General features: G+C 69.6%; 10 protein-coding genes. All 10 read left to right on the top strand.

Annotated features, from left to right (window positions below; all coding sequences use genetic code 11):
• Positions 1-4: 4 nt before the first annotated feature.
• Positions 5-1,141 carry a sigma-54 dependent transcriptional regulator gene (locus VE326_02260; GenBank protein HYJ32021.1) on the top strand — a complete coding sequence of 379 codons (1,137 nt, stop codon included), beginning with the start codon at positions 5-7 and terminating at the stop codon, positions 1,139-1,141.
• Between the two features lie 202 nt (positions 1,142-1,343).
• Positions 1,344-1,769 carry an Hsp20/alpha crystallin family protein gene (locus VE326_02255; GenBank protein ID HYJ32020.1) on the top strand — a complete coding sequence of 142 codons (426 nt, stop codon included), beginning with the start codon at positions 1,344-1,346 and terminating at the stop codon, positions 1,767-1,769.
• A gap of 111 nt (positions 1,770-1,880) precedes the next feature.
• Positions 1,881-3,824 (top strand): molecular chaperone DnaK, encoded by a 1,944-nt coding sequence (gene dnaK, locus VE326_02250; protein HYJ32019.1) that lies wholly within the window; start codon positions 1,881-1,883, stop codon positions 3,822-3,824.
• A 95-nt stretch (positions 3,825-3,919) separates the two neighbouring features.
• Positions 3,920-4,423, top strand: coding sequence for a peptide-methionine (S)-S-oxide reductase MsrA (msrA, locus tag VE326_02245; protein ID HYJ32018.1), 504 nt, complete (start codon positions 3,920-3,922; stop codon positions 4,421-4,423).
• Between the two features lie 104 nt (positions 4,424-4,527).
• A complete protein-coding gene (locus VE326_02240) occupies positions 4,528-6,837 on the top strand; it encodes a PAS domain S-box protein (protein HYJ32017.1) in 2,310 nt (769 codons plus the stop codon).
• A gap of 2 nt (positions 6,838-6,839) precedes the next feature.
• Complete coding sequence (locus VE326_02235; GenBank protein HYJ32016.1) at positions 6,840-8,276, top strand: sigma-54 dependent transcriptional regulator; 1,437 nt, start codon at positions 6,840-6,842, stop codon at positions 8,274-8,276.
• 174 nt (positions 8,277-8,450) lie between these two features.
• Positions 8,451-9,068, top strand: a complete 618-nt coding sequence (locus VE326_02230; protein HYJ32015.1) for a sigma-70 family RNA polymerase sigma factor — start codon at positions 8,451-8,453, stop codon at positions 9,066-9,068.
• Positions 9,065-9,400: a zf-HC2 domain-containing protein gene (locus tag VE326_02225; GenBank protein HYJ32014.1), complete on the top strand. Its 336-nt coding sequence runs from the start codon at positions 9,065-9,067 to the stop codon at positions 9,398-9,400. Before VE326_02230 ends, VE326_02225 begins: the two co-directional genes overlap by 4 nt.
• A gap of 19 nt (positions 9,401-9,419) precedes the next feature.
• Positions 9,420-10,385, top strand: coding sequence for a glycosyltransferase family 9 protein (locus VE326_02220; protein ID HYJ32013.1), 966 nt, complete (start codon positions 9,420-9,422; stop codon positions 10,383-10,385).
• An 8-nt stretch (positions 10,386-10,393) separates the two neighbouring features.
• On the top strand, positions 10,394-12,193 hold a 1,800-nt coding region (locus VE326_02215; protein ID HYJ32012.1), incomplete at its 3' end, for a HEAT repeat domain-containing protein.

The following is a 12,193-nucleotide window of genomic DNA, read 5'->3' as shown; positions in this document are numbered from 1 at the left end:
TCCGATGAGTGCGCGCCGCAAGGAGCCGCGTCTGAAGCCGGCCGCCGGCGTGGATGCCGGCGCGGATCCCGGGCGGGATCGTAAGCGCGCCGCCACGGAGGGTCAACGCGCGCGCCAGGAGCTCGCGTCGTCCGATCCGGGAATGCGCGGCCTCTGGGAGGCCGAGGTCGAAGCCGAGACGCCGCGCGGCCGCGGCTTCACCCAGAACATGATCGGGGTGAGCCCGCGGATGCAGCGCATCTTCCGGCTCATCGCCAAGGTCGCGCCCACCGAAAGCACGGTGCTCATCACCGGCGAGAGCGGCACCGGAAAAGAGATGGTCGCCACCGCGATCCACCTCCAGAGCCGGCGCGCCCACCGTCCCTTCATCGCCGTCAACGCCGCGGCGGTCCCCGAGTCGCTGTTCGAGAGCGAGCTCTTCGGGCACGTGCGCGGGGCCTTCACCGGCGCGGTGGGGGACCGCCCGGGGCTGTTGCGCCAGGCCGACGGAGGCACCCTCTTCCTCGACGAGGTGGCGGAGATGCCCCTCTCCGTCCAGGCCAAGCTGCTCCGGGCGCTCCAGAGCGGCGAGGTGCGCCCGGTGGGAGGCGCCGAGGCGGCGCACGTCGACGTGCGCGTGATCGCCGCGACGAATCGGGATCTGCCCCGCGCCCTCGCCGAGGGACGCCTTCGCGAGGACCTCTACTACCGCCTCAGCGTGTTCACGATCGAGATGCCGGCGCTGCGCGAGCGCCGCGAGGACATCCCGCTCCTGGCCACGTTCTTCCGCCAGCGCTATGCGCGCCGGATGGGAAAGCGCGTGGACCGCTTCACCGACCGCGCCCAGTACTACCTGATGCGCTACGACTACCCCGGGAACGTGCGCGAGCTGGAGAACGCCATCGAGCGCGCGGTGACGCTGTCGGAGCGCGGCGAGATCACGCACATGGACCTGCCTCCCACCTTCCGCGAGGCTCCCGTCCGGCTGCTTCCCGAGGGCAACGCGTTCCCCTACCGGGCCGACATGTCGCTGGCGGATCTCGAGGCGGAGCACATCCGCAGGGCGCTGATCCACTTCGCCGGAAACACGACCAAGGCGGCCCGGTCGCTCGGAATTTCACGGTCGACGCTGTGGCGGAAGATGAAGCAGTACGGTCTGTAGCGCTCTATAATGGATCAACATTCGTTTCACATTGAAACCGCACATTTCCTGGGGATAACCGCCTCTGAGTGCTAAGTGATAATATCCCAATATATTACTAGATTTGCGTGTTTTGGCACAGCAACTGCATAGCTCTCCTGGCAAGCAATGCCGCCGTGGGGGCGGCGAGCTCACAAAAATAGACATGAGGAGGAGAGCGAAAATGTCAGTGACCCGTTGGAATCCCGTTCGGGACGAGATGACCCGCTTCGTGGACGAGTTCCTCGGCCGCCGCTTCGAGTCGGAGGGACCGACCGTGTGGCAGCCGCGCGTCGACATCGAGGAGTCGGACGACCACTACGTCGTGCGCGCCGAGCTGCCGGGGATGAAGCTGGAGGACATCAAGATCACCGTCGAGGATAATCAGTTGACCGTCCGGGGCGAGAAGCGCCGGGAGGAAGAGAAGAAGGGAACGACCTATCACCGGGTGGAGCGCGTGTACGGCATGTTCGAGCGCTCGTTCACGCTGGGACACCTGGTCAACAGCGACAAGATCGAGGCCCTCTACCGCGACGGCGTGCTCCAGGTGAGCATTCCCAAGGCCGAGCAGGCCAAGGCGCGGGAGATCGCGATCAAGGTCGAGAAGTAAGCGAAGCGGCATCCAAGCCCTTGAGCATTGCGGCGGGCGGGGTCCGGCCACAGCCGGGCCCGCCCGTATTCGCAGGAGCCGTCAGGAAGCGGCCCCGAAACCGGAGGGATCATGGGAAAAATCATAGGAATCGACCTCGGCACGACGAACTCGTGTGTCGCCGTGATGGAAGGCGGTGAGCCGGTCGTCATTCCGAACGCCGAGGGAGCCCGGACGACCCCCTCGGTCGTGGCTGTCACCAAGACGGGCGAGCGTCTGGTCGGTCAGGTCGCCAAGCGACAGGCGGTCACCAACCCCAAGAACACCGTCTATTCGATCAAGCGCTTCATGGGGCGCAAGTACTCCGAGGTGGTCGAGGAGACCAAGAACGTCCCCTACGAGGTGAAGGAAGGGCCGGGCGGCCAGGTGCAGATCGTCCTGGGCGACAAGTCGTACACGCCCCCCGAGATCTCCGCGATGATCCTTCAGAAGATGAAGCAGACCGCGGAAGACTACCTCGGCGAGAAAGTGACCGAAGCGGTCATCACCGTGCCCGCGTACTTCAACGACGCGCAGCGCCAGGCCACGAAGGACGCCGGCCGCATCGCGGGGCTCGACGTGAAGCGCATCATCAACGAGCCGACGGCGGCCGCGCTGGCGTACGGCCTGGACAAGAAGAAGGACGAGAAGATCGCCGTCTACGACCTGGGCGGCGGCACGTTCGACATATCCATCCTCGAGCTGGGCGACGGCGTGTTCGAGGTCAAGTCGACGAACGGGGATACGCACCTGGGCGGGGACGACTTCGACAAGCGCGTGATCGACTGGCTGGCGCAGGAGTTCCAGAAGCAGGAAGGGATCGATCTCCGGAAGGACGCCATGGCGCTCCAGCGGCTGAAGGAAGCCGCGGAGAAGGCCAAGATCGAGCTCTCCACGGTGATGCAGACCGACGTGAACCTGCCCTTCATCACGGCGGACGCGAACGGCCCGAAGCACCTGAACGTCACGCTCACGCGGGCCAAGTACGAGCAGCTGGTGGACGATCTGATCCAGCGGACCCAGCCGCCGGTGAAGCAGGCGCTCTCCGACGCGGGGCTCTCCCCGTCGCAGATCGACGAGGTGATCCTGGTCGGCGGCGCCACGCGGACCCCCAAGGTGCAGGAGCTGGTGCAGAAATACTTCGGGAAGGAGCCCCACAAGGGCGTGAACCCCGACGAGGTCGTCGCGATCGGCGCCGCGATCCAGGGCGGCGTGCTCGCGGGCGACGTGAAGGACGTGCTCCTGCTCGACGTGACCCCGCTCTCGCTGGGCATCGAGACTCTGGGCGGCGTCATGACCAAGCTGATCGAGCGGAACACCACGATCCCGACCAAGAAGTCGGAGATCTTCTCGACCGCGGCGGACAGCCAGACCACCGTCGAGATCCACGTGCTCCAGGGCGAGCGCGAGATGGCGGTGGACAACAAGACGATCGGGCGCTTCCAGCTCACCGGGATCCCGCCCGCGCCGCGCGGCATTCCGCAGATCGAGGTGACGTTCGACATCGACGCCAACGGCATCCTGCACGTCACAGCGCGCGACAAGGCGACCGGGAAGGAGCAGAAGATCCGGATCGAGGCCGGCGGCGGCCTGTCGGAGCAGGAGATCAAGAAGATGGTGACCGACGCCGAGGCGCACGCGGCGGAGGACAAGCAGAAGCGCGAGCAGATCGAGACGAAGAATCGCGGCGACGCGCTCGCGTATGAAACCGAGAAGAACTTGAAGGAGCTTTCGGAGAAGATGGACGGCGCGGATCGGGCGAAGGTCGAGAACGCGCTCGCCGATCTGAAGCGGGCGCTCGAAACAGGTCACTCGGAAGAGATTCGGACCGCCACGGACACGCTGAACCGGGTCTGGGGCGAGGTCTCGCAGCGGATGTACGCCGGCGCGGCGCAGGGGCCGGGAGGTCCGGGCGAAGGGCCGGGGCCGGAAGGCCAGGGTCCCGTCGGCGGCGAGCCGCAGGGCGGACCGCAGCAGGGCGGCAAGAAGGAAGGCGACGACGGCGCCGTCGACGCGGACTTCGAGGTCGTGAAGTAGCGGCCGCGTCGCAAGGGAAGCCTGTCGTACGTATTGATGGCGCCCCGGGAGGAAGTCCCTCCCGGGGCGTTCGTTCCCCATCCCGAGGAGTTTCCATGAACGCGACGGTGAAGGAGAAGGCCACGTTCGCCGCCGGCTGCTTCTGGGGCGTGGAGTCGATGTTCCGCGCCGTGCCGGGCGTGCTGGACGTCGCCGTGGGCTATACCGGTGGGCGCACCGAGCACCCCACGTACGAGGACGTTTGCACCGGCCGCACCGGCCATGCCGAGGCGGTGGAGGTGGTGTACGACCCGGCGCGCGTGAGCTACGACACCCTGCTCGGCGTCTTCTTCGAGAACCACGACCCGACCACGCCGAACCGGCAGGGGCCCGACGTGGGCGAGCAGTACCGTTCGGCGATCTTCGTCCATTCGCCGGAGCAGGAGCGGGAAGCCCGGGCCAAGGTGGCCGAGCTGGAGGGCGCGAAGCGCTTCCGCCGGCCGATCGTCACGCAGGTCGTTCCCGCCGCCCCCTTCTGGCGCGCCGAGGAGTACCACCAGCGCTACTTCGAGAAGAAGGGGATCGCGCCGACCTGCCACATGCCGGCCCCGCGGCACTAACCCGGCCCCGCGGCACTAACCCGGCCCCGCGGCGCTAACCCGGCCCCGCGGCGCGAATCCGGTTCGCTTCAAGAGCGGGCGTCCATGCGCCGATATAGAGGAGCATGGATCGCCACGACCTGTTCGAGCTGCTCCCACAACCCGCCTGGGTCTTCGACGTGGAGACCCTTCGGTTCCTCGCGGTGAGCGGGGCTGCCGTGCGCGCCTACGGCTATTCCCGCGAAGAATTTCTGGCCATGACCATCGAGCAGATCCGCCCGCCGGGGGAAATCTCCGCCCTGCGGGCCCACCTGCACGGCCGCGAAAACCCGAAGCGCACCGAATGGACGCACCGGCGCAAGGACGGCACCGTCTTCAGCGTCCAGATCTCGGCGGTGCCCGTGACCTACCAGGGGCGCGCCGCCGAGCTCGTCATCGCGACGGACATCACGGCGCTGGTGCACACCAACGAGATGCTGCGCCGGAGCGAGGAGCACTTCCAGCGGATCGCCGACCACGTTCCGGCGATCCTCTGGAGCGCGCACCCGGACGGCCGGAGCACGTGGGTGAACCGCAAGTGGCTCGACTTCCGCGGCACGACCGTGGGGGACGAGCTCGGGCTGGGCTGGTTCGAATCGGTCCATCCGGAGGACCGGGATCGCTATCTGGACGACTGCCAGCGCGCATTCTCGTCGCGGGGACCGCTCGCGTCCGAGTTCCGCGCCAAGGACAGCCGTGGCCGCTGGCGGGTGCTGCTCGCGCGCGGAGAGCCGTACACCGACCCGGACGGCGTCTTCCACGGCTACCTCGGCACGTGCATCGACGTGACCGAGCAGATGCAGGCCCGGGAAGAGCTGACGCGGCAGAAGGAGCTGTTCCAGACGGTATTCGATCACATCCCCGCGATGGTGGTCCTGTTCGGCGAGGACGGATCGATCACCGCGGTCAACCGCGAGTTCGAGCGCACCCTGGGATACACGGAGGAGGACGGGGCGGGAAACGATCTGGTCTCCGCCCTCTATCCCGATCCGAGTGTCGCGGCGGAGGTGCGCGCCTTCATCGAGCGCGCCGACCGAAACTGGAGCGACTTCGTGACCCGGACGAAGGACGGGAGGGACATCGAGACCTCGTGGGCGAACGTGCGCCTGTCCGACGGACGCGGGATCGGGATCGGCCAGGACGCCACCGAGCGGAAGCGCCTCGAGGCCCAGCTCCGGCAGGCACAGAAAATGGAATCGGTCGGGCGGCTGGCTGGAGGGGTGGCGCACGACTTCAACAACCTCCTGACCGCGATCCTGGGCTTCTCCAGCCTGGCCGAGCGCGACATCCCGGAGGGAAGCCCCGCGCGACGCTCCCTGGATGAGGTCCGGAAAGCGGGCGAGCGAGCCGCGTCGCTCACGCGCCAGCTCCTCCTCTTCAGCCGGAAGTCGGTGGTGGTGTCGGAGAGCGTCGACCTGGGCGACGTGGTCGGCGACATGACCGGGATGCTTCGCCGCATGATCGGCGAGGACGTCCGCCTGCACACCCGCAGCGCGCCGGAAGCGACGGTCCGGGCCGACCGCGGTCAGATCGAGCAGGTGATCCTGAACCTTGCCGTCAACGCCCGCGACGCGATGCCCACGGGGGGCGATCTCTGGCTCGAGGTGGAGTGTCTCGTCGAACCCCCGCCGGCGCGCGGCGAGCCCCCACCGGGCCGCGTCGCACTCACCGTTCGCGACAACGGCGTCGGGATGACGAAGGAGGTTCGTGCGCACATCTTCGAGCCCTTCTTCACCACGAAGCCCGTCGGCGAGGGGACGGGACTCGGGCTCGCCACGGTCTACGGCATCGTGCAGCAGGGGGGCGGGAGCATCGAGGTCCAGTCGGCGCCCGGGCAGGGGACGACGTTCCGCATTCTGCTCCCGCACCATCCGCGCGAGGTGCATGCCCGCAATCCGGAGCCCGTCGCGAACGAGGCCAGGGGCCACGGGACCGTGCTGCTCGTGGAAGACGAGGAAACGGTGCGGAATCTGGTCGCGGCGGTGCTCGGAGGCGGGGGCTACCGCGTCGTCACGGCCATGTCCGGGGAGGACGCGCTTCGACTTGCCGCCGACGCCGCCCAGCCGATCGACCTCGTGCTCTCGGATCTGGTCATGCCCGGGCCGAACGGACGCGAGGTGGTCGAGGCGATTTTGGAGGTGCGTCCGGGGCTGCACCATCTCTACATGTCGGGGTACACCGACGACGCCATCGTGAGCCGCGGGATCCAGACCGGCGATTCTCCCTTCATCCAGAAGCCGTTCCTCCCCGCCGCCCTGCTCTCCAAGGTTCGCCAGGTCCTGGAGGGGTCGGGCACCCCGCGAATCGCGCTAAGCATTCCGGCCCCGCTGCCGATAAATGATCCGTCAACGGGCGCCTTCTTCCGCCGCGACCCGAGGGGGGACGCAACCTCTTGAATTTGAACGTCGCCGTCATCATGCCGCCGGGCGCCGAGCGGGAGTCGCTGCTCGCCTACCTGGAGCGGCGCCATGCCGCGGTCGTCCTCGCCGACACGGTGGACCAGTTCCTGGCCACGCGCGTGGAAGAGGCGTGCTCCCTCGGCGTGCTCGATTTCGGGTCGCGCGCCCAGGCGGAAAGCGAGCAGAGCTACCCGGTGGACCGGCGCGACGCCATCCGCCGGCTGAAGGAGCGCTGGCCCCGCATGCAGCTGGTGCTCTGGCTGGACCGCGAGGACGCCGCGGATGCCGCCGACATGAACGCGAGCGGCATCCGGAACATCTTCCTGAAGCCGCTCCGCACCGAGGCGCTGGACGGGCTGCTCCAGGCGGCCGGCCGGAGCGTGGTGCAGCACGCCCGCGAGCAGCGGGAGACGGCGCGCGTCGAGCAGGAGTTCCGCTTCGAGCGGATCGTGGGGGAGAGCCCCGCCATCCGCCGCGCCGTCGAGCTGGCGCAGAGCGTCTCCCTGAGCAGCGCCACGTCGGTGTTGATCCTGGGCGAGAGCGGCGTGGGCAAGGAGCTCTTCGCGCAGGCGATCCACGGCGAGAGCCCCCGCGCGCACGGCCCCTTCATGGAGATCAACTGCGCCGCGATCCCGCGCGAATTGCTCGAGTCCGAGCTGTTCGGCCACGAGAAGGGCGCGTTCACCGACGCGACCCAGCAGCGGATCGGCCTCTTCGAAGCGGCCGAGCACGGCTCGGTCTTCCTCGACGAAGTCGGCGAGCTGCCGCTCACGCTGCAGGCCAAGCTCCTCAAGTTCCTCGACATGAAAGTCGTGCGGCGCGTCGGCGGCTCGCGCGACATCCCGGTGGACGTGCGCATCCTGGCCGCGACCAACCGGGCGCTGTCCGACGAGGTGCGCACCGGACGCTTCCGCGAGGACCTCTACTACCGCCTCAACGTCGTTCCGATCGAGGTGCCGCCGCTGCGCGAGCGGAACGGCGACATCGTCGTCCTCGGGCGCCTCTTCACCGAGCGCGTCTCCCGCAAGCTGGGGCGCACGGTGCGGCTGAACGCCGCGGGCGAAAAGGCTCTGCTCCACTACCCGTGGCCCGGCAACGTCCGCGAGCTGATGAACGCCGTCGAGCGCGCGGTGCTCCTGAGCCGAGCCGAGGAGATGGGACCCGCGGAGCTCGCGCTTCCCGATCTCCAGCCCCGCCCGATCGGCGACGCCGATCTCGGCTCGCTCGGCATCCGGATTCCGGCCGAGGGGATCTCGCTCCTCGCCCTGGAGAAGGCGGCCATCGAGGGCGCCCTGGAAAAGAGCGGCGGCAACGTCGTGGAGGCGGCCCGGCTGCTCCACATCGGCCGGGGCAGTCTTCGTTGCAAAATGCGCCGCCATGGCATCGGGCGCGACCGTGAGGAAGCGGTCGTCCCCCGGGTCGGCCAGCTCGCCTGAACGGCCCCCCCGGGCCCCCGTTTCGAAACGCCGTGCCGCGGCGAACCCCCGTCGGAGACCCTGCATCCTAAGTCGCTGTGCCCCTGCGCCTGTAACGGCCCTCCTTGACACCCTCCGGTTTGCTCCGTAGCCTCGATGGAGGTTTTCAGAACCTGTTGTCCGGTACTGGCATCCATGACTGAGGAGTTCGTGAATCCAACAGCGACCGACGAGGAACTCGTCCGCAAATCGCAGCAGGATGACGAGCGCGCCTTTGGCGAGCTGGTCACGCGGTACGAGTCCAAGGTCTACAGCCTGGCGATGAAAATGCTGCGGAATCCGGAGGACGCGGAAGACGTCCTTCAGGAAACGTTCCTCCGGGCGTATCGCGGCATCAAATCGTTCAAGGGGAACTCGACGTTCTCCACGTGGATCTACCGCATCACCGCGAACTCGGCACTGATGCGGCTTCGGAAGAAGCAGCTTCCCCAGGTCTCGATCGAGGATTCGGATGAGCGGGAAGCGCCGATCTCCATCGCCGACTGGGCCCCCGGCCCCGTCGAACAGCTGTTGAATCAGGAAATGCAGAAAGTCATGGACGAGGCGATCAATGCACTCCCACCCGAATTTCGACAAGTCTTCATCCTCAGGGACGTGGAAGAGCTGTCGAATGCCGACGTGGCGGAGATTCTCGATCTCTCGGTGGCGGCCGTGAAATCGCGTCTCCACCGGGCACGCCTCAAGGTCCGCAACCGTCTCGCGCAATACTTCAGCGAGACCAAAGCCGATCGGACGAGGGCCAAAGCATCATGATGACGTGCCGCGAGGTACTGGATTCGATTTCATCGTTCATCGACGAGGACCTGAAGCAGGAAGTTCTTCACGAAATGCGGAAGCACATTCACGTGTGCAGCGACTGCCGCGCCCAGTTCGACAGCATGACCATGACGATCAAGCTCTACCGCCACGAGGCCAGGCCCGAGGTGCCCGTCGAGTGCCACGACCGGCTGGTGAAGGTCCTCGAGCTCGAGCGGATGAAGCCCCAGGGCGCTCATGAGGGCCCTCAAGGCCCCGCCGGCACTCCGGGAACGCCAGGAACCCCCGGCACGAAGCGCGCATCCGGCACCCCCGAAGAGAAGAGCTGACGGGCCCGCCGCCGGGCCCATGAATTCCGACGCCCCGCGTCGAATCCATCTCTACCGCCCTCAGAACCAGCTCGGCGATCTCCTCCTCAACGTTCCCGCCATCCGGGCGATCCGCGACCGCTATCCCGCCGCGAAGCTGACGCTGATCGTCGGGCCGCAGAATGCGCCCGCGGTCCTGGGTCAGGCCTGGGCGGATGAGATCCGCGTGCTGCGCGGCCGCGGCGCGTGGGCCGCGGTTCGCGAGGCGCTCCATGTGGCGCCGCGTCCCGATCTCTCGGTCTACTTCACCACCGTCTCCTATTCGGTGAGCGGCGCGCTGCTCGCGCGGCGCGCGCGGGCGCGCCAGCGGATCGGGTTCGCCCCGGCGCGCTACGGCCGCCACGACTGGGCCGCCCTGACGCGCGCGGTTCCGTACCCGGAGGGGAAGCTCCACCAGTCGGAGGTCTCGATGACCCTGGCCCGCGCGGCCGGCGCCATCGCGGCGCCCGCTCCGCCCCACTACGTGGCCGACCCCCGCCTCTTGTCGCGCGCTCCCGCCAGCGTGGCGTATCTTCACCCCGGCGCCGGCAAGATCAAGAACCGATGGCCCGTGGAGCGCTTCGCCGAGGTCGCGGCCGCGCTCGCGGGGCGCGGGCTGGACGTGCACGTGCTCGAGGGGCCTCAAGATTCGGGAACGGCAGCGGCCTTGAGCGCGTGCGCCGGCCGCGAGCTGCCCGTCGTGCGCGGCGAGGCCGTGCCGACGCTGGCCGCGCGCTTCGCCCGCGCGGCGCTCTACGTGGGAAACGACACGGGGCCCCTGCACCTCGCCGGCGCCGTGGGATGTCCCACCGTGGGGATCTACGGCTGGACCGATCCCGACGAATGGAAACCGGTGGGCGGGCAGGTCCGAACGGTTCGCGCCCCGGACGCGAAGCTCGAGTCGGTGACGGCGGCGATGGTGCTGGAGGCGGTGGCGGCGACGCTGGGGGAGGGGGTGCGGGTTTGAGCTGCGGGATGAGCGGATCGGTGCGGACGGGACGAGGCGTGCGCGTGCGCGGGTTGGTGGCCGCGCTCGCCCTGGCGTCTCTCGTCGCGGGGGCGCCGCGTGTCGCGCACGCTGCCAGCGCTGCCGCGCCTCGCCCCGCCGGCCCCGCCGTGGCTCGGCCCGCCACGACGGGCCCCGCCGCGACGCGTCCCGCCTCCACCCGCATCTCGGGTCGCACGTTGACCGCGGCGATCATCTCCCAGCGCGAGGCGCATCGCGACACGACCGGGCTCTCGCGCGCGCTCCTCGCCGGGCCCGCACCCGCCCTGCGGGCCTCCGCCGCGCGCGCTCTCGGGCGCATCCAGAACCGCGGCTCGGCGTCCGCGCTGGCGGCGGCGCTCCACGACCGCTCGGCGGCGGTGCGCCGCGAGGCGGCGTTCGCCCTCGCGCTGGTCGGAGACTCCGCCGCCGCACCCGCGGTCGCGTCGCGTCTCGAGACGGAGACCGATCCCGCCGCGCGCGTGACGATGATCACCGCGCTCGGATACCTCGGCGCCCGCGGCGCCGCCCCCGCCCTGGCGGCCGCGCTCCACGCTCAGCGGGCGACCGAGCGGCAAGCCGCCGCGCTCGCCGCGGGGCGCGCACGCGACTCCTCCCTGGTCGCTCCGCTCGCGCTCGCCTCCAAGGGGGAAGACCCCGAGACGCGCTGGCGCGCGGCCTATGCGCTGGGCCGGATCGGAGACCGGCGAGCCGGTCCCGCGCTGGAGCCGCTCCTCGGCGATCCCAACCCCCTGGTGCGCTCCATGGCCGCGCGCGCGGCCGGGGACGTCGCCGACTCGGCGGCGGCAACCCGCCTCATCGCGCTCCTCGCCGACCCGGCCTGGCGCGTCCGCGTGAACGCCGCGCACGCCCTGGGCGCGCTGAAGGCGCAGGCCGGCGCTCCCGGGCTCCGCGCGGCCCTTCAGGACTCGAATCCTCACGTGCGGTGGGAATCGGCGCTCTCGCTGGGTGCCTTGCGCGACACCGCGGCCGCGGCGTCGCTCCAGGCCGCGCTCGCCGACAGCGCCACCGGCGTGGTCCAGGGAGCCGCGATCGCGCTGCTCCAGATCCGGGGCGAGGAGGCCGTTCCGGCCGTGGCGCCCGCGCTCGACCTGCTGCCGCCCTTCCTGCGCTCGGGGCTGATCGACGCGCTCGGCGACCTCACCGGCCCCGCCTCGCTCGAGATCCTGCTCGCGCGCGTGCGCGCCGACTCCGATCCCGCCGAAGCGGCGGGCGCGGCCTCTGCGCTCTCGCGTCGGGCCGCCGACCGGCGCGCTGCGATCCCGGCGCTCCGCGCGGCGCTGGGATCGAAGGACTTCACGGTGGAGGCTTCGGCTGCCGAGGGGCTCGGGGCGCTCGGCGATTCGGCTTCGGTGCCCGCGCTGGCCCGGCTTCTCGCGGCGCGGTCCAAGCCCGACGACGCGGACGTCGCGGCCTCGGCGGCCACGGCGCTCGCGGCTCTCAAGACTCCCGACGCGCTCACGGCGCTTCGCCCCGCGCGGAGCGACGCCGAGCGGCGCATCCGCGAGACCGCGACGCGCGCGCTGGGATTGCCCGACGATTCCATCCCGGCCGAGCCCGCGCCGCCGCTCCGCGTGGATCCGCTTCCCGCGAAGCCCGCCACGCGCGCCACCGTCGTCACCGAGCGGGGCACGGTCCTGATCGCGCTCCGCCCCCACGAGGCGCCGCGCACGGTCGAGAACTTCGCCCGGCTCGCCCGCTCGGGATATTTCAACGGGCTCGAATTCCATCGCGTGGTGCCGAACTTCGTGATCCAGGACGGCTGCCCG

Source organism: Candidatus Binatia bacterium (genome assembly GCA_035631035.1).
Classification (GTDB): domain Bacteria; phylum Eisenbacteria; class RBG-16-71-46; order SZUA-252; family SZUA-252; genus DASQJL01.
The sequence above is the reverse complement of the archived record's forward strand: the minus strand, read 5'-3'. Positions and strand labels throughout refer to the sequence as shown.